The 22,074-nt window shown below is 74.2% G+C and carries 17 protein-coding genes; 13 read left to right on the top strand and 4 right to left on the bottom strand.

Annotated features, from left to right (window positions below; translation table 11 throughout):
• Positions 1-361 precede the first annotated feature (361 nt).
• Complete coding sequence (locus AB0I49_RS02070) at positions 362-1,402, top strand: alpha/beta hydrolase (RefSeq protein ID WP_363224805.1); 1,041 nt, start codon at positions 362-364, stop codon at positions 1,400-1,402.
• Between the two features lie 163 nt (positions 1,403-1,565).
• Here AB0I49_RS02070 and AB0I49_RS02075 read toward each other — a convergent pair whose 3' ends face one another.
• Entirely contained in the window at positions 1,566-2,282 is a 717-nt protein-coding gene (locus AB0I49_RS02075; protein ID WP_363224806.1) for a glycoside hydrolase family 75 protein, read from the bottom strand.
• A gap of 319 nt (positions 2,283-2,601) precedes the next feature.
• Here AB0I49_RS02075 and AB0I49_RS02080 point away from each other — a divergent pair, with 319 nt between their 5' ends.
• The gene (locus AB0I49_RS02080) at positions 2,602-3,582 is read left to right on the top strand and encodes a C45 family peptidase (RefSeq protein WP_363224807.1); all 981 of its coding nucleotides are present in this window, start codon (positions 2,602-2,604) and stop codon (positions 3,580-3,582) included.
• Here the strand turns inward: AB0I49_RS02080 and AB0I49_RS02085 are convergent.
• Both AB0I49_RS02085 and AB0I49_RS02090 read right to left on the bottom strand, forming a co-directional pair.
• Positions 3,579-4,928, bottom strand: coding sequence for an MFS transporter (locus AB0I49_RS02085; protein ID WP_363224809.1), 1,350 nt, complete (start codon positions 4,926-4,928; stop codon positions 3,579-3,581). The genes AB0I49_RS02080 and AB0I49_RS02085 overlap by 4 nt on opposite strands.
• A 169-nt stretch (positions 4,929-5,097) precedes the next feature.
• Complete coding sequence (locus AB0I49_RS02090; RefSeq protein ID WP_363224811.1) at positions 5,098-6,882, bottom strand: PucR family transcriptional regulator ligand-binding domain-containing protein; 1,785 nt, start codon at positions 6,880-6,882, stop codon at positions 5,098-5,100.
• A gap of 339 nt (positions 6,883-7,221) precedes the next feature.
• Between AB0I49_RS02090 and AB0I49_RS02095 the strand changes: the two genes are divergently transcribed.
• From AB0I49_RS02095 to AB0I49_RS02120, 6 genes are all read left to right on the top strand, one after another.
• Positions 7,222-8,133, top strand: a complete 912-nt coding sequence (locus tag AB0I49_RS02095) for a xanthine dehydrogenase family protein subunit M (protein WP_363224813.1) — start codon at positions 7,222-7,224, stop codon at positions 8,131-8,133.
• The gene (locus AB0I49_RS02100; RefSeq protein ID WP_363224814.1) at positions 8,124-8,789 is read left to right on the top strand and encodes a (2Fe-2S)-binding protein; all 666 of its coding nucleotides are present in this window, start codon (positions 8,124-8,126) and stop codon (positions 8,787-8,789) included. The genes AB0I49_RS02095 and AB0I49_RS02100 overlap by 10 nt, the downstream gene beginning before the upstream one ends.
• Before the next feature lie 2 nt (positions 8,790-8,791).
• Positions 8,792-11,179, top strand: coding sequence for a xanthine dehydrogenase subunit D (gene pucD, locus AB0I49_RS02105; RefSeq protein ID WP_363224815.1), 2,388 nt, complete (start codon positions 8,792-8,794; stop codon positions 11,177-11,179).
• 183 nt (positions 11,180-11,362) lie between these two features.
• The gene (locus AB0I49_RS02110; RefSeq protein ID WP_363224816.1) at positions 11,363-12,811 is read left to right on the top strand and encodes an NCS2 family permease; all 1,449 of its coding nucleotides are present in this window, start codon (positions 11,363-11,365) and stop codon (positions 12,809-12,811) included.
• Between the two features lie 34 nt (positions 12,812-12,845).
• Complete coding sequence (locus AB0I49_RS02115) at positions 12,846-14,033, top strand: XdhC/CoxI family protein (protein ID WP_363224817.1); 1,188 nt, start codon at positions 12,846-12,848, stop codon at positions 14,031-14,033.
• A 393-nt stretch (positions 14,034-14,426) separates the two neighbouring features.
• Positions 14,427-15,671 (top strand): SLC13 family permease, encoded by a 1,245-nt coding sequence (locus tag AB0I49_RS02120; RefSeq protein WP_363224961.1) that lies wholly within the window; start codon positions 14,427-14,429, stop codon positions 15,669-15,671.
• Positions 15,672-15,709: 38 nt separating this feature from the next.
• Here the strand turns inward: AB0I49_RS02120 and AB0I49_RS02125 are convergent, their stop codons facing one another.
• Entirely contained in the window at positions 15,710-16,165 is a 456-nt protein-coding gene (locus tag AB0I49_RS02125) for an ATP-binding protein (RefSeq protein WP_363224818.1), read from the bottom strand.
• On the opposite strand from AB0I49_RS02125, the gene AB0I49_RS02130 reads away from it, so the two are divergent.
• From AB0I49_RS02130 to AB0I49_RS02150, 5 genes are all read left to right on the top strand, one after another.
• On the top strand, positions 16,160-16,468 hold the full coding sequence (locus tag AB0I49_RS02130) for a hypothetical protein (protein ID WP_363224819.1): 309 nt from the start codon (positions 16,160-16,162) through the stop codon (positions 16,466-16,468). The two genes, AB0I49_RS02125 and AB0I49_RS02130, sit on opposite strands and share 6 nt — an antisense overlap.
• Positions 16,461-17,321 (top strand): helix-turn-helix transcriptional regulator, encoded by an 861-nt coding sequence (locus AB0I49_RS02135; protein ID WP_363224820.1) that lies wholly within the window; start codon positions 16,461-16,463, stop codon positions 17,319-17,321. The genes AB0I49_RS02130 and AB0I49_RS02135 overlap by 8 nt, the downstream gene beginning before the upstream one ends.
• A gap of 5 nt (positions 17,322-17,326) precedes the next feature.
• Entirely contained in the window at positions 17,327-17,560 is a 234-nt protein-coding gene (locus tag AB0I49_RS02140) for a DUF397 domain-containing protein (protein ID WP_363129973.1), read from the top strand.
• A gap of 102 nt (positions 17,561-17,662) precedes the next feature.
• Entirely contained in the window at positions 17,663-18,478 is an 816-nt protein-coding gene (locus tag AB0I49_RS02145; protein ID WP_363224822.1) for an SAM-dependent methyltransferase, read from the top strand.
• Between the two features lie 487 nt (positions 18,479-18,965).
• On the top strand, positions 18,966-21,818 hold the full coding sequence (locus AB0I49_RS02150) for an AAA family ATPase (protein WP_363224824.1): 2,853 nt from the start codon (positions 18,966-18,968) through the stop codon (positions 21,816-21,818).
• Positions 21,819-22,074 lie beyond the last annotated feature (256 nt).

The following is a 22,074-nucleotide window of genomic DNA, read 5'->3' on the forward strand; positions in this document are numbered from 1 at the left end:
GCACGAAGACGTGGGCCCGGCCAAGGGTCTGGTGTGAAGCAATTCACAAACAGCTCGGCCGCTCCTGGACGCCGGCCTCGCGCACGCGGCAGCCGAAGTCCGGTGAGCCCGACGAGGATTGCCGAACCCTCACGTCCCGCGACTCCCGGCGGTAGAGGAAGGTTACCGAAGAGATCGCAGGTCACCGACCAGAGGTGGGCGAAGGGCCGTGGTCGGCGCGTGATCGTGGAATTTGCCGCGGCAGCAATTTCTCTCGCCCCTGACACGGCGCGCCCGCATGATCGGAGAGGAGGGCGCGGCGACCGGGCCGCGACATCTTTTGTACGGACATGACGTCCGATCAGTGCCATCAGGAGGAACCATGCCGCAGTCCGCCCCTTCGCCCGCTCCGTCCGCCGCGCCGGCCCTGGACGTACGGCACCGTCTGGTGGAGGCGCCCGGCGGCCGGATCCACCTCGTGGAGCAGGGCAGCGGCCCGCTGGTCCTCCTGGTCCACGGGTTCCCCGAGTCCTGGTACTCGTGGCGCCACCAGCTCCCGGCGCTCGCCGCCGCCGGGTACCGCGCGGTCGCCGTCGACGTGCGCGGCTACGGCCGCTCGTCGACCCCCTCGGACGTGGCGGCCTACCGCATGCCGGCCCACGTCGCCGACAACGTCGCGGTCGTACGCGCCCTCGGCGAGGAGAGCGCGGTCGTCGTGGGCCACGACTGGGGCTCGACCATCGCGGCCAACACCGCTCTGCTGCGGCCCGACGTCTTCACGGCCGTGGGACTGCTCAGCGTGCCGTACGCGCCGCGCGGCGGCATGCGGCCCACCGACGCCTTCGCGATGATCGGCGGGGACGAGGAGTTCTACGTCAGCTACTTCCAGCGGCCGGGGCGGGCCGAGGCGGAGATCGAAGCCGATGTCCGCGGGTGGCTCGCCGGGTTCTACGCCGGGCTGTCGGCGGACACGATGCCGAAGGACGGGGCGGGAGGGCTCTTCTTCGTCCCCGAAGGCGCGCGGCTCTCCGACCGCTTCCCGCGCGGCGTCCTGCCCTCCTGGCTCACCGAGGCCGATCTCGACTTCTACGCGGGCGAGTTCGAGCGGACCGGGATGACCGGAGCGCTCAACCGGTACCGCAATGTCGACCAGGACTGGACGGACCTCGCCGCCTGGGACGGCGCGCCGATCGCCCAGCCCTCGCTCTTCATCGGCGGCGGACTCGACTCCTCCACCACCTGGATGGCCGACGCGATCGAGGCGTTCCCGCAGACGCTGCCCGGTCTGGTCTCCTCCCGCGTCCTCGACGGCTGCGGCCATTGGATCCAGCAGGAGCGCGCGGAGGAGGTCAACGAGCTGCTGACGGACTGGCTGCGGGGGCTTCCCGCCGGCCGGGAGGGGGCCGCGGCTGACGGTTCATGACCTGATGGCCCATGGCCTGACGGTCCATGACCTGATGCCCATGATCTGATGGCTCATGGCCTGACGGCTCGTAACCTGACGGCCCGTCGAGCCGGACCGTACGGACGCGGCCGCCGCCCGAGCGGGGAGGCTCGGGCGCCGGCCGACTCCCGTGCAGCCGACGTCAGTTGGCCGCCACGAACTTCTTCGCCAGCGCGTCGCCGCGCTTGACGGCGTCGCTGTGGCTCTCGATCGGGTTGGCCTGCGAGTTCTTGAAGAGGATGTAGGTGACGCCGGACTCGGCGCCGCCGGTCTCCGGGTCGGGGTCGATGCCGAGCCCCTTGGCGGCGGCGTACGACGCCTCGCCGATGATCTTGTCGGGGCCGGTGTCGCCGACGACCGCGTACTCGACCTGGTTGTTGTAGATCACGGCCACCACGCCGCCGCCCTTGATGCCGGACTTGGTGTAGTCCCAGATGCCGCTGACGCTCGGGACCACGACGTACGGCAGCTTCTCGGCGGTGAGGGGCTTGTCGTCGGATGTGTGGTAGTAGGTGTCGTCCTGGAACCACGGGTCGGTCTGCTTGTTGCACTTCGATGTGACCTGGCCGTCGCAGTCGACGTCCATGTCCGCCTTCCAGAAGACGGCCCCGGTCTTCTCGCAGACCGGAACGGTGGCCGAGGTCTCCTCGTCCGTCCGGTACTTGCCCTTGGATATCTGTTTGCAGCCGTTGACCTTCGCCAACAGGTCCGCGGCGCTGACCGAGCCCTCCTGGAGCCGGGTAGCGGACGGCTTCGAGGCCGCGGCGGCCGGTGAGTTGTGGGCCTGGGCGGCGGCGGGGACGACGGCGAGAGCGGTGGCCGCGGCGGCGATGCCGACGGCGAGGGTGCGTTTACGCATGGGGGATCCCTCTGTTAGGAAACCTTCCTTACCGTGCCGCGTCAATGTCCCCGCATGGGCATGACCGCGTCAACCCTTCCGGCGCCCGCAATTCCGGAACGCCGGACGCCGGGACGCCGCACGGCCGCCGCCCGCACCGCTGACGGCCCGTCGGCCCGTAGATCCGTACGCACCCGGCGCCCCGCACCCGGCACCCTGCGCCAGACGCCCGAAGCCCGCCGCCTGACCTGGTGATTCGCAGGCGATTCCGGCTAGGTTGCGCAGCAGCCGCCCGTAGCGATCACGGCCGGTGCCGGACGGACCGAACTGGGGGAGAGGCATGCCCGAACAGCAGCACAAGACCTTCCGCGCCATCGAGGTGGGTGACGGCGGCGACGGCCGATGGGCCGCTCACGCGCGAGGCCGCTGGCCGGTCGCCGAGGGCTGGTTGAGCGAAGAGGGGCGTACGGCGGCGGGCGCGGCGCGGGCCCGCCGGCTCTTCGAGACGCATCTGCCCGAGCTGGTCCCGGTGCTCGACCGGCTCGCCGGGCAGCTGGACCGGCCCGGCGGCGCCACCTACCTGACCCACGCCGCGCTGCGGCCGTTCTTCTCCGGCTGCACGCAGACCGGCGCCCCCGGCGCCCTGCTGCGCAACTACGACTTCGCTCCCGCACAGTGCGAAGGCACCATCGTCTCCTCCCATTTCCTGCGCCCCGTGATCGGGATGCAGGAGGAGGGGTGGGGGCTGCTCGACGGGATGAACGACGCCGGGCTCGCCGTCTCCCTCACCTTCGGCGGCCGGTACGTGCACGGCCCCGGCTTCAGCGTCCTCATCGTGCTGCGCTACCTCCTGGAGACCTGCGACACCGTCGGCGAGGCGGTCGCCGCGCTCCGCTCGATACCGGTCGGCATCCCGCAGAACATCACCCTGGTCGACGCCGAGCGCGCCGTGACGGTGTACACCGGCCCCGACATCCCCCTCACCGAGGCCCCGGACGCCTGCGCCGCCAACCACCAGAACCTGCCGGTCCCCGAGGAGCAGGAGCGGTTCACCCGGACCCAGGAGCGGCTGGCCACCGTACGCGCGGCCGTAAGCGCGGGCGTAGGCGCGGCCGTGGGGATGCAGGGCGTCGAGGCCGCCGCGATGCTGCGCCCGCCGCTGTATCAGTTCGCGTACGACAAAGGGCTGGGCACGGTCTATACGGCCGACTACCGGCCCACCGAAGGGCGCGTGGTCTACCACTGGCCCGGCGCGAGCTGGGAGCAGTCCTTCGCCGCCTTCGCACCGGGAGAGCGGACGGTGGCCCTCGGAGCCAACTAGGGAGCCGCGGCGGGTACGGGGGACGCGCCGCCGGGCAGCGGTGTCCCGGCGGATGCGCCGTCGGCGTCGGCGTCGATGGGGGCGGTGGCCCGGTGGTGTCTGCGCACCGCCTCGGCGAGGAAGGCCGCGCTGAGCAGGGTGAGGACCGTGGCGCCCGCGAACACCGCCGGGTAGCCCAGTGACTTCGGGCCGGCCAGCGGGACCAGCTGCGCGATGGCCAGGTGGGAGACGAGGAACGGGATCGCCGTGAAGCACGCGACCTGGGTCGCCGGACGGTTCTGGCGGGTCAGCGTGAAGGCGAGCAGCGTGGACAGCGCGGAGAAGGTCGCGTACGAGACGCGGGAGACCAGGACCGAGAACAGGGTCAGCGAGGCCGCGTGCAGGGCGGCGGCCGCGATCAGCAGGGCGCAGGAGAGCGCCTCCCCGCAGACCACGGCGAGGACCAGCCGCGGCCGGGGGAGCCGCCGCACCGGGATCCACAGCAGCGCGCCCACGAAGGACATGGCCAGGCCCGCGGTGCCCATGAAGGCGCCGATGGTCCGCGGGGAGAGGTGCTGGTCCACCATGAGGACCGAGGTCAGCTTGTGCGCCAGGCCGACGCCCAGCCAGTTCAGGGTCAGCCCGGCGACGGCCAGCAGGCCGATCAGGCGGGTTCCGGAACCGGCCGCCGTACGGTCCTGGGCGCGGGCCGCGGCGGCCGGCTCCGCCGCGTCCTCCGGCCGCTCCCGCAGCAGCAGCACCGGCACCGCCGTCACCACGCCGATGGCCAGGACCAGCAGCACCGCCGTCCGGTAGCCGAGCGTGAGGGCGACGCCGCCGCCGATCGCGGTGCCCAGCAGGATGCCCATCGACTCCGCGGCGGAGAGCCGGCTGCGGTGCCGGGCCGGCGCCGCCCGCATCACCAGCGCGTCCCCGGCGGCCCGTTCCCAGCCGCTGAACAGCCCCACGGCCACCCCGCAGGCGGCCAGCGCCGGCCAGGAGCGGGTGAGGAGCAGGGTGCTCAGCGCTATCAGCACCAGCAGCCGGAAGGCGAGCAGTTGGAGGCGGTAGGAGAACCGCCGCGCCGCGAGGCGGTCCAGCACCGGCGCGACGACGAAGCGGGTGGACCACAGCACCATCACATACCCGAACAGGGCGACCTGGTGCAGCGAGCCGCCGCCCGCCCGTACCAGGACCGGCAGCGCCGAGGCCACGTAGTCGATGGAGACCAGGTGGCCCAGGTAGAGCAGGGCCATCGCCCAGCTCGCCCGCGAGGGCGCGGCGGTGGTCGCGGTCGGCGTGTCCGCGGCGGTGGTCGGGATCGGCGCGTCCGGTCGGAACCGGAAGGCCGGGGAGAACTTCGCCATGCGGGCTCCGTTTGCGTCGTCTTGCCTCGTCACACACGCTTCTATCGCTCTTGCATACAGTATGCAGATACTGGATCTCCGCAGAGAGCCGCCCCCCGGCGGTGGGCGCGCGGACGCGAAGCGGCCCCTGGCGAACATTCGCCAGGGGCCGCTGAGCAGGGGACGCGCGTCAGCTCATCCGCAGCGCCAGGAAGAAGTCCAGCTTGTCCTCCAGTCGGGACAGATCCCGGCCTGTCAGCTGCTCGATCCGCCCGACCCGGTACCGCAGGGTGTTCACATGCAGGTGCAGCCGGGCCGCGCAGCGCGTCCAGGAGCCGTCGCAGTCGAGGAACGCCTCCAGCGTGGGGATCAGCTCGGCGCGGTGACGCCGGTCGTAGTCGCGCAGCGGGTCCAGCAGCCGAGCGGTGAAGGCGCGGCGCACGTCGTCCGGTACGAAGGGAAGGAGCAGCACATGGGAGGCGAGCTCCTGATGGCCCGCGGCGCTGACCGCGCCCGGCCGGGCCGCGGCGACGCGACGGGCGTGCCGGGCCTCCTCCAGCGCGCCGCGCAGCCCCTCCGCGGAGTGCACGGCCGCGCTGACGCCCAGCGTGAGCCGCCCGTCGTCGGCCAGCCCCCGCGACAGCGGCTCGCGCACCGCGGCCAGCAGCGCGTCCGCGTGCAGACCGGGGGCCGGCGCGTCCTCCGCCTCGTCGTCGGGGAGCGCGGGCAGCGGTACGAGCGCCACGGCCTCGTCCCCGGTGTGCGCGACCGCGATCCGGTCGGAGGGCTCGGGGCCCGCGGCGGCCGGGTCGACCAGCACCTCCTCCAGCAGCGACTGGGCCACGGCGCCGCCCGGCACGTCATCGCCCGCCCACTCGACGCGCGCCACCACGACCTGCCAGCGCGGGGCCGCGCCCAGCCCCGGCAGCAGCACGGGGGCCGCCACCCGCAGCCGGGCCGCGATCTCCGCGGGCTGCGCGCCCGACTGCACCAGCTCCAGGACCTCCTGCGCCAGCCGCCGCCGCACGGTGCGCGCGGCGTCCCGCCGGTCCCGCTCCACCGCGATCAGCTGGGTGACGCCATGCAGCAGGTCGAGCCGCTCCGCCGGCCAGTCCCCGGCGTCCGCCTCGACGGCCAGCACCCAGTCCGACAGCACCGTCTCCCGCAGGTCGCGCCCGCCGCCGCGGACCGGGAAGAGGGAGTACGTACCGCCCCCGGCCGTACAGCGGTACGGCCCGCGGCGGCCCGTACGGGACGCGGCGAGCTGCTCGCCCGCGAGCGCGGCGCGCACCTCGGCGGACAGCTCCGATCCGCCTCCGGAAGGCCCCCCGCCGGAAGGTCTCCCGGAAGCCCCGCCTCCGGCGGCCCCGCCCCCGGAAGGTCTCCCTCCGGCAGCCCCCCCTCCGCTCGCGGGGGCCCCGGCCGAGCTGGCCCCGCCCGACGAGCCGCCCGCGATCCGGCGCCCGGTGGGGGAGAGCACCCAGGCCCGCAGGTCCAGGTCCGAGCCGAGCAGGTCGAGGACGACGTCCGGCCCGCCGCCCGCCGGGCCCGCGGTCATCAGCCGCCGGTGCCGGTCGACGACGGCCGCCAGGTCCCCGGCCCGCTCGCCGGAGACCTGCCGCACCACGTGCTCGGTGATCGACGCGAACGACACGCTCTCCACGACCGCGAAGAGCGGCAGCCGGTGGCGGGCGCAGGCCGCCACCAGATCGTCCGGCACCGGCCCCGTCTCGGCCTCGCCCGCCGCGAGCCCGGCGATCCCGGCCGCCGCGAGGATGCGGACGAACCGCTCGGAGTCCTCCGGCTCGCGCCGCCAGGCGAGGCCGGTCAGCACCAGTTCGCCGCCGGAGAGATACCGGCTCGGGTCGCGGAGATCGGTGGTCATCACGCCGCGGACGGTGCGCTCCAGCTCGTCTTCGCCACCGAGCAGCCGCAGGCCCAGGGCCTCGGTCTCCAGCAGGGTGCGCAGCCGCATCGTCGTCTCCGCCGATCTGTCGTGTCGTCACCAGTGGAATGCGGTGAGGTTTCCGGACCCCGCCTTTCGTTCGAATCTACAAGACCGGGCCCGCGACCAGCCAACTGCTTCATGGTTTCGGTGACTGCACCCGGCGGCCGCCCCCTGCGTGTACTGGGCGCACGCCGTCCGAACGGGACAGGAAGCACCAGTCGCCGCCGGCCGGGCGCGCGTCCGGCGCCCCCGGTGCCGTCCCGGCACAGCCCCGAGCAGCTCCCTCGAACGAACTCGAACCTGAACGCGCACTCGACCCCGACCGCGAACGCGCACTCGAACCCGATCGAGAAGAGACACACGCCCATGGACTTCCTGCGCCCCACCCGCTGGGAGGACGCGCTCGCCGCCAAGGCCGAGCACCCCGCGGCCCTGCCCATCGCCGGCGGCACCGACGTGATGGTCGAGCTCAACTTCGACCAGCGGCGGCCCGAGCACCTGCTCGACCTCGGGCGCGTCGCCGAGCTGACCGAATGGGAGACGGACGGGGAGCGGGGCGCGGGGTGCGTACGCCTCGGCGCCGCCGTCCCCTACACCCGGATCATGGAGCGGCTCCGCGCCGAACTGCCCGGCCTCGCGTTGGCCGCGCACACCGTCGGCTCGCCCCAGATCCGCAACCGCGGCACCGTCGGCGGCAACCTCGGCGCCGCCTCCCCGGCGGGCGACTGCCACCCCGCGCTGCTCGCCGCGGGCGCCGAGGTCGAGGCCGCGTCGGTGCGCGGCACCCGCCTCATCCCGGTCGAGGAGTTCTATACGGGCGTCAAACGCAACGCCCTCGCCCCCGACGAGCTGATCCGGGCCGTCCGCGTCCGCACGGCCGACGGGCCCCAGCAGTTCTCCAAGGTCGGCACCCGCAACGCCATGGTCATCGCCGTCTGCGCCTTCGGCCTCGCCCTCCACCCCGAGTCCCGCACGGTGCGGACCGGCATCGGATCGGCCGCGCCCACGCCCGTACGGGCCCGCGCGGCGGAGGACTTCCTGAACGCGGCGCTCGCGGACGGCGGGTTCTGGGAATCGGGGCGGGCCCTGCCCCCGCCGGTCGCCGCCCAGTTCGCCGAGTTGTGCTCCGGGGCCTGCAACCCCATCGACGACGTCCGCGGCAGCGCCGCGTACCGGCGGCACGCGGTCGGCGTCATGGCGCGCCGCACGCTCGCCTGGACCTGGGACGAGTTCCGCGGCCCCGGCCGCTCCGCCAAGGGAGGCGCCCCGTGCGCGTGAACCTCACCGTCAACGGCCGGCCGCAGCGGGCCGACGACGTCTGGGAGGGCGAGAGCCTGCTGTACTTGCTGCGCGAGCGGCTGGGTCTGCCGGGCTCCAAGAACGCCTGCGAACAGGGGGAGTGCGGCTCCTGCACGGTCCGCCTCGACGGCGTGCCGGTCTGCGCCTGCCTGGTGGCCGCCGGACAGGCCGAGGGCCGCGCCGTCCTCACCGTCGAGGGCCTCGCCGACCTCGCCGAGCAGCGAGCGGCGGGCCCCACGGCCGACACCGCCGGTACGGACGCGGGCACGGCCGACGCCGCTGGTACGGACATCGGCAGGGCCGAAGCCGGTACGGGCGCGAGCTCCGCGGCCCGTACCGGCGGAGCCGGAACCCCCGCCCAGCCCCCCGCCCAGCCCCCCGCCCAAGCCCCCGCCCTCGCCCCCGTGCAGCAGGCGTTCATCGACGCCGGGGCCGTGCAGTGCGGGTTCTGCACCCCCGGACTGCTCGTCGCCGCCGACGACCTCCTGGAGCACAACCCCGAGCCGTCCGACGCGGACATCCGCGAGGCGCTCTCCGGCAACCTCTGCCGCTGTACCGGCTACGAGAAGATCCTCGACGCGGTCCGCCTCGCGGCCACCCGCGCCGCCGCCCCGGCCCCGGAAGGGGGGCGCTGACCATGGGCGCGACCCGAGCGACCCGCACCCCCGCCGGCCTCACCCAGGGCGCCGCCGCCCAGGGCGGCGTCGGCGCGTCCACGCTCCGCCCGGACGGCACGCTGAAGGCCACCGGCGAGTTCGCGTTCGCCTCGGACCTGTGGCACGAGGACATGCTGTGGGGCTTCACCCTCCGCAGCCCGCACGCGCACGCCGAGATCCGCTCCGTCGACACCGCCGAGGCGCTGGCGCAGCCGGGCGTGCACGCCGTCCTCACCTACGACGACCTGCCCGCCCCCGCCAAGACCTACGGCCTGGAGATCGAGGACACCCCCGCGCTGGCCCACGGCCGGGTCCGCCACCAGGGCGAGCCCGTGGCCGTCGTCGCCGCCGACCACCCCGAGACCGCCCGCCGCGCCGCCGCGAAGATCAAGGTCGAGTACGCCCCGCTGCCCGTCGTCACCGACGAGGAGAGCGCCACCGCCGCGGACGCGCCGCTGCTGCACCCCGGCCGCACCGACCACCACGCCGCCCGGGTGCCGCACCCCAACATCGTGCACCGGCAGCCGATCGTCCGCGGCGACGTGGCCGCGGCGCGGGCGCGCGCGGACGTCATCGTGACGGGCGAGTACGAGGTCGGCATGCAGGACCAGGCGTTCCTCGGCCCGGAGTCCGGCCTCGCGGTGCCCGCCGAGGACGGCGGCGTAGACCTCTACATCGCCACCCAGTGGCTCCACTCCGACCTGCGGCAGATCGCCCCCGTGCTCGGCCTGCCCGAGGACAAGGTGCGGATGACGCTCTCCGGCGTCGGCGGCGCGTTCGGCGGCCGCGAGGATCTGTCGATGCAGATCCACGCGAGCCTCCTCGCGCTGCGCACCGGCCGGCCCGTGAAGATGGTCTACAACCGGTTCGAGTCGTTCTTCGGCCATGTGCACCGCCACCCCGCCCGGCTCCGGTACGAGCACGGGGCGACCAGGGACGGCAAGCTCACCCATATGACGTGCCGGATCGTGCTGGACGGCGGCGCGTACGCCTCCTCCTCCCCGGCCGTCGTCGGCAACGCCTCCTCGCTCTCCGCCGGCCCGTACGCCGTCGACCACGTCGACATCGAGGCGCTCGCGCTCTACACCAACAACCCGCCGTGCGGCGCGATGCGCGGCTTCGGCGCGGTCCAGGCGTGCTTCGCGTACGAGGCCCAGATGGACCGGCTCGCGGCGGAGTTGGACATGGACCCGGTGGAGCTGCGGCGCGCGAACGCCATGTCGCAGGGCACCCTGATGCCCACCGGGCAGGCCGTCGACTCGCCGGCGCCCGTCGCCGAACTCCTGCGCCGCGTCAAGGCGCTGCCGCTGCCGCCGGAGAACCAGTGGGAGACGACGGAGGGCGCCGACGTGCGGGCCCTGCCCGGCGGGCTGTCCAACACCACGCACGGCGAGGGCGTCGTGCGGGGCGTCGGCTACGCCGTGGGGATCAAGAACGTCGGCTTCTCCGAGGGCGCCGACGACTACTCCACGGCGCGCGTCCGCCTGGAGGCGGCCGGCGGCGAGCCGGTCGCCGTCGTGCACACCGCGATGGCCGAGGTCGGCCAGGGCGGCGTCACCGTCCTCGCCCAGATCGCCCGTACCGAACTCGGCGTCGCCCAGGTCACCCTCCACCCGGCCGACACCCGCATCGGCTCGGCGGGCTCCACCTCCGCCTCCCGGCAGACGTACGTCACCGGCGGCGCGGTCAAGCACGCCTGCGAAGAGGTGCGGGCCGCGGTCCTGGAGCGGGGGCGGGCGCGGTTCGGCACGTACCACCCGGCGTGGGCCACCGCCGAACTCCTGCTGGAGGGCGGCAAGGTGGTCACCGACGCGGGCGAGGTCCTCGCCGACCTCGTGGACGTCCTGGCGGGCGACGCCGTCGACCTCGAACGCGTATGGCGGCACCGGCCCACCGAACCCCTCGACCCGCGCACCGGGCAGGGCGACGGCCACGTCCAGTACTCCTTCGCCGCACACCGCGCGGTCGTCGAGGTGGACACCGAACTGGGCCTGGTCAAGGTCGTCGAGCTGGCCTGCGCCCAGGACGTCGGCAAGGCGCTCAACCCGCTGTCGGTCGCCGGCCAGATACAGGGCGGCACCACGCAGGGCCTGGGCCTCGCGGTGATGGAGGAGATCGTCGTCGACCGCGACGGCAAGGTCCGCAACCCCTCCTTCACCGACTACCTCATCCCCACCATCCTCGACACCCCGAGCATCCCCGTCGACGTCCTGGAACTCGCCGACGCCGCCGCCCCGTACGGGCTCCGCGGCGTCGGCGAAGCGCCCACCCTGTCCTCCACCCCGGCCGTCGTGGCGGCGATCCGGGCGGCGACGGGGCTCCCCCTCAAGCGCGTGCCGGTGCGGCCCGAACACCTCACCGGCACCTGACCGTCGCCCGGCCGCCGGGCACGGCGGTACGAGCGCGCGCCGCCGTACGTCCGTACGTACGCCCGTCCGTCCGTACCCCGTCCATCCGTCTCGGGCCGTCCCCCGGGTCGTGCAGCCCCCGCACCATCCCATCCACATCCCGCGCCGCACGCGGGCGCCCCTGTGAACCTTGGGAGCAGGCACATGACCCATCAGTCGATACGGCCGCGGCCCGCGGCGGGCGACGGCCCGCGCCCACCCGCCGGCCGCTCGTGGCTCGACCGGTACTTCCACATCACCGACCGCGGCTCGACCCTCGCGCGCGAGGTGCGCGGCGGCATCACCACCTTCATGGCGATGGCGTACATCCTGCTGCTCAACCCGGTGCTGCTGAGCGGCCCCGACGTCGACCGGCACACCCTCGGCCGCACCGCCGTCATCACCGCGACGGCCGCCGCGGCGGCGCTCTGCACGCTGCTGATGGGGTTCGTCGGCAAGGTGCCGCTCGCCCTCGCGGCCGGGCTCAACGTCTCCGCGGCCCTGACCGCGCAGGTCGTGCCGCGGCTGACCTGGCCGCAGGCGATGGGGATGTGCGTGATGTACGGGGCCGTCATCATGCTCCTGGTCGTCACCGGCCTCCGCGAGATGATCATGAACGCGATCCCGCTGCCGCTGAAACACGCGATCACCATGGGCATCGGCATGTTCATCGCGCTGATCGGCCTGGTGAAGGCCGGCTTTGTCGGCAAGGGCACGGGCGCCCCCGTCCAACTGGGCGCCACCGGCGAACTCAGAGGCTGGCCCGTCCTCTTCTTCGCCGTCACCCTGCTGCTCATCCTCATGCTCCAGGCCCGCGCCGTCCCCGGCGCCATCCTCATCGGCATCGTCGCCGGCACGGTCCTGTCCGTCGCCGTCACCAAGCTCGGCGGCCTCACCGACCGGGACTGGGGCGGCCCCACCCCCGCGCTGCACGGCGGCGCCGTCTCCACCCCCGACTTCGGACTCCTGGGGCACGTCGAATTCGGCGGCTGGGACCGGATCGGGGCGATCAGCGTCGGCATGATCGTCTTCACCCTGGTGCTGGCCGGGTTCTTCGACGCCATGGCCACCATCATCGGCGTCGGCACCGAGGCCGGGCTGACCGACGCCGAGGGCCGGATGCCCGGCCTGTCGCGGGCGCTGTTCATCGACGGCGCGGGCGGCGCGATCGGCGGCGTCGCCGGGGCCTCCGGCCAGACCGTCTTCATCGAATCGGCCACCGGGGCCGGCGAGGGCGCCCGTACCGGGCTGTCGTCCGTCGTCACCGGCGCGTTCTTCGCCGCCTGCCTCTTCTTCACCCCCGTCACCCGGCTCGTGCCCGCCCAGGTGGCCGCGGCGGCGCTCGTCGTCATCGGCTCGATGATGATGGGCGCGGCCAAGCACGTGGACTGGAGCGACCGTTCGGCCGCCGCCCCCGTCTTCCTGACGGTCGCCCTGATGCCGTTCACGTACAGCATCACCGCCGGGGTCGGCGCGGGCGTCATCGCCTACACCGCCATCCGGGCCGCGCGCGGGAAGTGGCGCGAGCCGGGAGGGTTCATGTGGGGGCTGAGCGTTATCTTCCTCGTCTACTTCGCGCTCGGCCCGATCGAAGGGTGGCTGGGCGTCGCATGAGGGACGCACCGGGGCACACGAGGAGTTGACCGCCATGCTGGACATCGCCGCCGAACTGCACCAATGGTGCGAGCAGGGCCGTGACTTCGCCGTCGCCACCGTCGTGGCGACGCACGGCAGCGCGCCCCGCCGGCCCGGCGCCGCCCTCGCCGTCGACGCCGACGGCACCGCGATCGGCAGCGTGTCCGGCGGGTGCGTCGAGGGCGCGGTGTACGAACTGTGCCGCGCGTCGCTGGAGAGCGGCGACAGCGTCCTGGAGAGCTTCGGATTCAGCGACGAGGACGCCTTCGCGGTGGGGCTGACCTGCGGCGGCGTCATCGACATCCTCATCACGCCGGTACGCGCGGCCGACCCCGCGGACGGCGGGGCGCGGACGACGCTCGCCGCCGCCCTGTCCGCCGCCGCGCGCGGCGAGGCCGCGGCGCTGGCCCGCGTCGTCGGGGGAGCGGCCGGTCCGCTGGGCCGCGCCCTGCTCGTACGCCCCGACGGACCGTACGAGGGGACGCTCGGCGGCGACGCGGAACTCGACCGGACCGTCGCCGCGGAGGCCCGTGCGATGCTCGACGCGGGGCGTACGGGCACGCTGACGGTCGGCACGGAGGCGGTGGCCGCTCCACTGGGGGCGGCGGAGACGGAGTGCGGACAGCGTGCCGTCCTGCTCGTCGAGTCGAGCTCCCCGCCGCCCCGCATGATCGTCTTCGGGGCCATAGACTTCGCCGCCGCCCTGGTCAAGGTCGGCAAGCTGCTGGGCTACCACGTCACCGTCTGCGACGCGCGCCCCGTCTTCGCCACCCCGCGGCGCTTCCCCGAGGCGGACGAGGTCGTCGTCGACTGGCCGCACCGCTACCTCGACACGCAGCGGCTCGACGGCCGCGGCGTGCTCTGCGTCCTCACCCACGACGCCAAGTTCGACGTGCCGCTGCTGGAACGGGCGCTGCGGCTGCCCGTCGCCTACGTCGGCGCGATGGGCTCGCGCCGCACCCACCTGGACCGCCTGGCCCGCCTGCGCGACGCCGGCCTCACCGAGGAGGAGCTGGCCCGGCTGCACTCCCCGATCGGCCTCGACCTCGGGGCCCGTACGCCCGAGGAGACGGCCCTGTCCATCGGCGGCGAGATCGTCGCGTCCCGCCGGGGCGGCACCGGCGCCCCCCTCACCGGCGCCCACACCCCGATCCACCACGACGCGCGAACGCCCCTCGGCCCCCTCGGCTCACCCGCCTGACCTTCCGCCGGCCGCGGCGACGGCGTGCCGCGGATCGAGCCCCCGGCGGGCCGGGCGGCGGCGCCTGCGCACCACCCCGCTCCGGAGCGCGGCACGGCCCGTCGACCGCCGCGGCGGCGCGCCCGGTGAGCGGGGCGGACGCCTCCGCCGAGTCGAGCCGGGGGCCCAAATTCCCCGGTGAGCCGGCCTCGCCGCGGCTACGCGCCCCAGGGAGCCGAGCGGCCGGTGTCCGCGCGGCGCGCCCGGCTCCGGGGCCGGGCGCTGGTTCCCCGGCCGGGCCCGGAAGCTCGTACGCTGCGCACAGCAGCCGTTGACCTGAAGCCGTGCCGTGCCGTTCGGCCCGTACGCGACGCCGGAAGGACCGAGCACCGTGAGCCCCGCCCCGTGAGCGCCGTGCTGGAGACGGTCTCGGTACTCCTGCTGCTGGTGGTGCTGGCGTTCGCCGTCGTGCGGCCCCGCGGCCTGCCGGAGGCGGTGGCGGCCGTGCCCGCCGCGGCCGTCGTGGTCGCCATAGGAGCGGTCTCGCCCGCCGACGCCTGGGAGCAGACCCGCACCCTGCTGCCGGTCGTCGGGTTCCTCGCCGCGGTGCTGGCGCTGGCCCGGCTCTGCGACGACGACGGGCTGTTCGCGGCCGCCGGGGACGCGGTGGCGCGGCGCTGCGGCGGCAGTCCGGGGCGGCTGCTGGGCGGGGTGTTCGCGGTGGCCGCCGTCGTCACGGCCGTGCTCAGCCTGGACGCGACCGTGGTGCTGCTGACCCCCGTCGTCTTCGCGACGGCCGCGCGGGCGGGGGCCCGCGCCCGGCCGCACGCCTACGCCACCGCGCACCTCGCCAACTCGGCGTCGCTGCTGCTGCCCGTCTCCAACCTCACCAACCTCCTGGCGTTCGCGGCCAGCGGCCTGACCTTCACGCGGTTCGCCGCGCTGATGGCCCTGCCGTGGCTCGCCGCCATCGCCGTCGAGTACGCGGTCTTCCGCCGCTTCTTCCGCGCGGACCTGACGGACGGCGCGCACGCCGTACGCTCCCCGGACCCGCCCGCCGTGCCCGTGTTCACGCTCGCCGTCCTCGCGCTGACCCTCGGCGGCTTCGTCGTCACGTCCTTCGCCGACGTGAACCCGGCCTGGGCCGCGCTCGCCGGGGCGCTGGTACTCGGCGTACGGGCGCTGCGCCGCGGGCGGACCACCGTGCCCGCCCTCGTGCGCTCCGCGAACCCGCAGTTCTGCCTGTTCGTCCTCGCGCTCGGCATCGTCGTCAAGGCGGTCGTCGCGGGCGGCCTCGGCACGGCCATGGGCGATCTGCTGCCGGACGGCGACTCGCTCCCCGAACTCCTCGCCACAGCCGCCCTGGCCGCGGTCCTCGCCAACGCCATCAACAACCTGCCCGCGGTGCTGGCCCTGCTGCCGCTGGCCGCCCCCGCCGGCCCCGGCCCCGTGCTCGCCGTCCTCATCGGCGTCAACCTCGGCCCCAACCTCACCTACGTCGGGTCCCTGGCCACCCTCCTGTGGCGGCGCCTCCTGCGCGAGCGGGACGCCGAACCCGGCCTCGGCGAGTTCACCCGCCTCGGCCTGCTGACCGTGCCGGCCACCCTCGCCGCCTCGACCGTCGCCCTGTGGGCGATGCTCCGGGCCGTCGGCGGCTGAGGGCGCGTACCTCCTGCCGGCGTCGCCAGGCGTACGGCTCAGGCGCCGGTGATCCGCAGCGTGGCCCACACCGTGTGGCCCGAGCTGTGGCCGGGGGCGGCCACCCCCCACGCGTCGGCCATGCTCCCCACCAGCAGCAGCCCGCGCCCCGTCTCGGCGTCCGGCCCCGCGCTGCGCTGCCGGGGGCCGCGCCGCCCCGAGCCGCTGTCCCGCACCTCCAGGCGCACCTGGGCGGTGTCCGCCCGTACCCGGCAGGAGATCCGCTCGCTGTCCGTGTGGACCACGGCGTTGGTCACCAGCTCGGAGACGACGAGGACCGCCGCCGCGCATATCCCGTCCGGGACGGCGCACCGGTCGAGCCACTGGCGGGTGCGGTGCCGCGCCTCGGCCACGGACGCCGTGCGGCTCGGCAGCTGGAAGACGTCCTCCTGCTTCGAGTCCTGCTGCTGCGAGCGCGGGGTGTGCGACTGCGGAGTGGGGGGCGAAACATGCACGAGGAGCGCCTTCCAGCGGAGGGGGCGGGTCTGTCGACGGCCTCGCGGTCCGGCACGGCAGGCCACGGCGCGCATCGGCGTGTCGGTTACCGGCAGGACAACTCGACCGTGCAGACGGCTGGTTGGCGTGGACTGCTCGTGGTTCGTGAGGTGCGCCACTCGATCACTATGAGTGCCGACACAGTCAACTGGCAAGCGGTCAACCTGATAATTTCAGGAAGGCAATCTCAAATTGCTTCTATCCTCAACGCTATGGCGCAGGGCATGATGTGCCGGAGAGTTGAGGAGGTGCTGTATGGGTGACGCGCGAACTGGCAGCGCGCCCACCGTCCTGCGTCTGGTGCTCGGCATACAGCTCCGAGGGCTCAGAGAGCGCGCCGGGCTGGAGCTCGAAGAGGCCGCCGCGGCCATCGACGTGACCCACCAGACCATCCGCAGGATGGAGAAGGCCGAGGTAGGGCTCAAGATCCCCTACGTCAAGGAGCTGGTGGCGCGGTACGGCCTCGGCGAGGAGGAGCGCGAGGACTTCCTCGCCCTGGTCCGCGAGGCCAACAAGCCCGGCTGGTGGCACCGGTTCCGCGACGTCCTGCCGGACTGGTTCAGCGCCTACGTCAGCCTGGAGGACGCCGCCGAGCTGATCCGCTCGTACGAGCCGCACTACGTGCCGGGGCTGCTCCAGACCGAGGACTACGCCCGCGCCGTCCTGACGGTCGGCTCCGACGGGAACAGCGACGAGCTGGAGCGCCGCGTCGCCTTCCGCGTCAAGCGCCAGGACCTGCTCACCACGGACCACGCGCCCACCGTGTGGGCCGTCCTGGACGAGACGGTCTTCCGCCGGCCCGTCGGCGGGCCCGGCGTCATGCGCGCCCAGATCGAGCACCTCCTGGAGGTCTCCGAGCGGCCGAACGTCCGGCTCCAGATCATGCCGTTCGCGGCCGGACCGCACCGCGGCGCCTTCGGACCCTTCCATCTGTTCCGCTGCCGGCTGCGCGAACAGCCCGATGTCATCTACACCGAGGGACTCACCGGCGCGGGGTACCTCGACGACCGCCCCGATGTCGCGGCCTATATCGAGGCCCTGGACCACATGGCGGTCCAGGCCGCCTCCTTCGAGCAGACGAGAACCATCCTCAAGGACCTGAGAGAGGAGCTGTGACGCAGATGGAGATCCACAACGGAATGCCCGCCAACGCCCTCGGCACCGAGGGCTGGCACAAGCCCTGGAGCGGACCCAACGGCGGCAGCTGCGTGGAAGCGAAGAAGCTGTCCGACGGCCATATCGCCGTACGCCAGTCCACCGACCCCGACGGTCCCGCCCTCATCTACACCAAGGCCGAGATCAAGGCGTTCATCCAGGGCGCGCGCGCCGGAGACGCGGACTTCCTCGTCCACTGACCGGCCCGCTCCACCCCACCCGCCCCCGGCGCCCCGGCACCCCCGGACCACCGGCGGCACCCACACCGACAGATCACTCCCGAGCACGGAGGGCGGACTCCCATGGCCGAAACCGGCGGCGCACCCGGCACCATCGACACCAGCAAGCCACACCCGGCGCGCATGTACGACTACTACCTGGGCGGCAAGGACCACTACGACGTCGACGCCCTGGCGGCGGGGGACGTGGAGGCGGTCTTCCCCGGCATCAAGATCTGCGCCCAGACCAACCGGCTGTTCATGCACCGGGCGACCCGCGTACTGGCCGAGGCCGGCATCCGGCAGTTCCTGGACATCGGCACGGGCATCCCCACCACCCCCAACCTGCACCAGGTGGCGCAGGAGGTGGCCCCCGACGCCAAGATCGTCTACGCGGACAACGACCCCATCGTGCTGATCCACGCGCAGGCCCTGCTGCGCAGCACCCCCGAGGGCCGCACCGAGTACATCCACGCGGACGTCCGCGACCCCGAGTCCATCCTGAAGGCCGCCCAGCTGCACGCCACGCTGGACATGGACCAGCCGATCGCGATGTCGCTCAACGCGCTGCTGCACTTCATCCCCGACTCGGACGGCCCGTTCGAGATCGTCAAGGGGCTCGTCGACGCCCTGCCCTCGGGCAGCTACCTCGTGCTCTCCCACTGCACGCCCGACTTCGACCCGGAGACCTGGGAGAAGGTCATCTCCATCTACCACCGCAGCGGCATCCCCGCGCGCGTCCGCCCGAAGGCGCAGGTGGAACGATTCTTCGACGGTCTGGAACTCCTCGACCCCGGAGTGGAGGTGCCGCACCGCTGGCGGAACGAGGGCGCCGAACTGGGCCCCGAGATCACCGACGCGGCGGTCTCCTTCTACGCGGGCGTGGCCCGCAAGCCGTAGCCGCGGCCACCGCGCCCGGACCGGTCCCGCCCCGGGGCGTGCTGTGCGGCCGACCCCCGCCCGTACGGCACGCCGCGGAATCCCAGGCTCCCGAAACTGTTTCACGATTGGACTGGCGACCAGGTAAGGCGCAGGCAAAAATAGGTGGATGACGGGGTGGGGGAGAGCGCCGGCATGGGGACGGTTCCACCGGAACCGCTGCCGCCACGGGCGCGAGCGCCAGGCCGACCGGCCGCCGGCGCCGATCCCCGCACGGGCAGGCCGACCGCCGTCGGCGGACAGCGCGAGCCCACCGGGCCCGCCGCCCCGACCGGAACACTCCTCCGTCCACAATCGCCTTCACCTACTCCTTCGCGGCCGAAGCGGAAAGAACGGTTTCGGCCGCTGTGCGTTCCGCCGCGGACGGCGCCGCCGGAGCGGCGGGCACGCGCGCGACACAGGGACACAGCACGGATCGGCAGTCAGCACTCGGGGGTGAAACCAGCTCATGAGGTTGGTGGAACGCGACAAAGAGCTTGCGGCGATGGGGAACATGCTCGACGCCTGCGCGGCCGGGCACGGCGGGGTGGCCTGGGTCAGCGGTCCGGTGGCCAGCGGAAAGACGGCACTGCTGCGCGCGTTCGGGCAACGCGCCGCGGAGACCGGCGCGCTGCTGCTGCGCGCCACGGCGGCCGGGGCCGCCCACGACCAGCCCCTCGGCGTGCTGCGGCAGCTGCTGCTCGGCGCGGACCTGCCCGGCGCCGACGCCGACCGCGCCGCCCGGCTGCTGAACCTGGTCGCGGCCGCCGCGCCGGTGCGCGGCGCCGAGGGCACCGTCCCCGCCGAAGTCGCCATCAACGTCTTCCCCCGGCTCTGCGGCATCCTGCTCGCCCAGGCCCGCAAGCGCCCCGTGGTGATCGTCGTCGACGACGTGCACCACGCCGACGCCCACTCCCTGGAGTGCGTCCTCTACCTGACGCGCCGGCTGGACGTCAGCCGCATGCTGGTCGTCCTCGGCGAGAGCAGCAGCTTCCCCTCCAAGGACCCGCGGTTCCGGACCGAGCTGCTGCGCCGCCCCAACTGCCGCCCGCTGCGGCTCGACCTGCTGCCCTGGCGCGGCGTGACCGAGATGATCGCCGCCGGCCAGGAGGGCTGGCGGGCCCGCCCCCTGGTCTCCGACTTCCACCGGCTGAGCGGCGGCAGCCCGCTGCTGCTGCGGGCGCTGCTGGAGGACTACCACGCCTCCGACCGGGCCCGGTCCGCCGAACTGGTGCCGGGCGAGGCGTTCGAGCAGGCCATCACGGCCTGCCTCTACCGCAGCGACGCCGCGACCCGGGGCACCGCGTGGGCGCTCGCCGTCCTCGGCCCGCGCGCCACCCACCCCGAACTCGCCGACGTCCTGGACACCGGCCCCGAACCGGTCGGCCGCAGCCTCACCGCGCTGACCGAGATGGGGCTGCTCAGCTGCGGCTGGTTCCGCCACGAAGCGGGCCGGGCCGCCGTGCTGCGGAGCATGGAACCCGCGCACCGCGCCCGGCTGGAGGCCCGCGCCGCCCGCGTGCTGTACGAACACGGGGAGCCGCCGGCCGCACTGGCGCGGCATCTGATCGTGGCCGAGCCGATCGACGAACCGTGGGCGCTGCCCACCCTGCTGGCGGCGGCCGAGGAGGCGCTGGCCGACGACGAGACCGGACTCGCCCTGGACTGCCTGCGCGTCGCCCACGACGCCTGCTCCGACGAGGCGCGGACCCTGGCCATCCGGTCCGCGCTGCTGCGCACCGGCTGGCGCGTCAGCCCGTCCGCGGCGGTCCAGTACCTGCCCGGACTCACCGCGGCCGCGCTCGCCGGGCGCCTGGACAGCCGGGACGCCAGAGCACTGGTGGGCTATCTGCTCTGGTTCGGACAGGTGGGCACGGCCGTCGACGTGCTCGACGCCGTCGACAAGCACGGCGGGTCCGCGGCGGACGGCGAGGAACCGCGCGAGCTGGGCTTCCTCCGGCTCTGGGCCGCCTACAGCTATCCGGGGCTCTCCGGCCTCCCGGCCCGTGCGGCCGGCGGGCCCGCCGGCCGGCGCGACCTCACCCCGGCGCAGAGCGCCCAGCAGCAGGCCGTCTCCCTGCTGGACGGCGCGCTGGACCGGGGCTCCGGCGGCGACGTGGTGCTGCGCGCGGAGCGGCTGCTGCGGGACACCCGGCTGGACGACCGTACGCTGCCCGCCGTCACCGCCGCCCTGGCCGCGCTCATCTTCGCCGACGCCCTCGACCGGGCCGGCTCCTGGTGCGACGCCCTGCTCAAGGAGGCGACGGAGCGGCGGGCCCCGATGTGGCAGTCGATATTCGCCGGGGCCAAGGCGCTCGTCGAGATCAGGCTGGGCGGGCTCGCCGCGGCGGAGGAGTCGGCGCACACCGCGCTCACCCTCGTCTCCCCCGAGGAATGGGGGGCGGCCATCGCCACGCCCGTCGCCGCCCTGCTGTACGCCAAGACCGCGATGGGCCGCCTCGACGAGGCGGCGGCGCACCTGAGCATCCCCGTGCCCGACGCGGCCTTCCACAGCCCCGGCGGGCTCCTCTACCTCTGGGCGCGCGGCCACTTCTACCTGGCCGCGGGACGCCCGTACGCAGCGCTCGACGACTTCCGCTCCTGCGGGGACCTGATGTCCGGCTGGGACCGCGACCTCCCCGCGCTCGTACCGTGGCGCACCGACGCCGCCCAGGCGTATCTGGCGCTGGGCGACCACCGGCGCGCTCGGGCGCTCGCCGAGGAGCAGTTGGCGCGGGACGGCGCGGGGCGGTCCTGGACGCGCGGGGTCTCGCTGCGGGTGCTCGCGGCCGTCGCCGAGCCCGGCCGGCGGCCCCGGCTCCTCGGCGAGGCCGTGGAGATCCTCCGGGAGCGCGGCCACCGGCTGGAGCTGGCCCGCGCGATGGACGCGCTGGCCCGCGCGCACCGGGACCTCGGCGACGAGGGCCGGGCGCGGACGCTCGCGCGCAAGGCGCAGCAGCTGATGCGCGAGAGCGGCGCCGAGCCGCCCGCGTACGAGACCGCCGCCGCCGACGCCGGTGCCTCCCTGCCGCTCGCGGGGCGGCAGTGGTCGCCCGGCACCGGCTGGCAGCCCGTCGAACTCAGCGACGCGGAGCTGCGGGTGGCCACGCTCGCCGCCCGCGGGCACACCAACCGGCAGATAGCCGGCAAGCTGTTCATCACCGTCAGCACCGTCGAGCAGCATCTGACCCGCGTCTACCGCAAGCTCGACGTCCAGCGCCGCACGGACCTCGCGCCGAAGCTCAGACTCGACGTCGGGGGGCCGGGCGACTCGGACGGCGGCGGCAATGGCGCCGCCCGTGACCGGCTCCGCGCGGTCTAGACCGAAACGGCCGGAACGGTGGAATCCGTGGGGGAAACGCGCGGAATTCACCAGGAGAGCACTCGAAAAAACACTCCGGAACTCGTGGCGCGTTGAACGGCGCGGGACGGCGCGCCGGGGGCGCTCGTACAGCTGTTTACCCCGGATTCATCGGCGTCCGCCGTTTCGCTCCTTGCACATCCCGGCGGCACTCGCGCTCCTCGAACCGCCCGCCGGCGACCGGCCGGTAGGGGTACCCCGCCGGACCGGGCCCGCA

The sequence above is a fragment of the Streptomyces sp. NPDC050617 genome, from assembly GCF_040654795.1.
Classification (GTDB): Bacteria; Actinomycetota; Actinomycetes; order Streptomycetales; family Streptomycetaceae; genus Streptomyces.

Coding starts and splice junctions, on each gene's coding strand:
- AB0I49_RS02070 (WP_363224805.1), top strand. CDS start 362: ATGCCGCAGTCCGCCCCTTCGCCCGCTCCGTCCGCCGCGCCGGCCCTG.
- AB0I49_RS02075 (WP_363224806.1), bottom strand. CDS start 2,282: ATGCGTAAACGCACCCTCGCCGTCGGCATCGCCGCCGCGGCCACCGCT.
- AB0I49_RS02080 (WP_363224807.1), top strand. CDS start 2,602: ATGCCCGAACAGCAGCACAAGACCTTCCGCGCCATCGAGGTGGGTGAC.
- AB0I49_RS02085 (WP_363224809.1), bottom strand. CDS start 4,928: ATGGCGAAGTTCTCCCCGGCCTTCCGGTTCCGACCGGACGCGCCGATC.
- AB0I49_RS02090 (WP_363224811.1), bottom strand. CDS start 6,882: ATGCGGCTGCGCACCCTGCTGGAGACCGAGGCCCTGGGCCTGCGGCTG.
- AB0I49_RS02095 (WP_363224813.1), top strand. CDS start 7,222: ATGGACTTCCTGCGCCCCACCCGCTGGGAGGACGCGCTCGCCGCCAAG.
- pucD (WP_363224815.1), top strand. CDS start 8,792: ATGGGCGCGACCCGAGCGACCCGCACCCCCGCCGGCCTCACCCAGGGC.
- AB0I49_RS02110 (WP_363224816.1), top strand. CDS start 11,363: ATGACCCATCAGTCGATACGGCCGCGGCCCGCGGCGGGCGACGGCCCG.
- AB0I49_RS02115 (WP_363224817.1), top strand. CDS start 12,846: ATGCTGGACATCGCCGCCGAACTGCACCAATGGTGCGAGCAGGGCCGT.
- AB0I49_RS02130 (WP_363224819.1), top strand. CDS start 16,160: ATGCACGAGGAGCGCCTTCCAGCGGAGGGGGCGGGTCTGTCGACGGCC.
- AB0I49_RS02135 (WP_363224820.1), top strand. CDS start 16,461: ATGGGTGACGCGCGAACTGGCAGCGCGCCCACCGTCCTGCGTCTGGTG.
- AB0I49_RS02140 (WP_363129973.1), top strand. CDS start 17,327: ATGGAGATCCACAACGGAATGCCCGCCAACGCCCTCGGCACCGAGGGC.
- AB0I49_RS02145 (WP_363224822.1), top strand. CDS start 17,663: ATGGCCGAAACCGGCGGCGCACCCGGCACCATCGACACCAGCAAGCCA.
- AB0I49_RS02150 (WP_363224824.1), top strand. CDS start 18,966: ATGAGGTTGGTGGAACGCGACAAAGAGCTTGCGGCGATGGGGAACATG.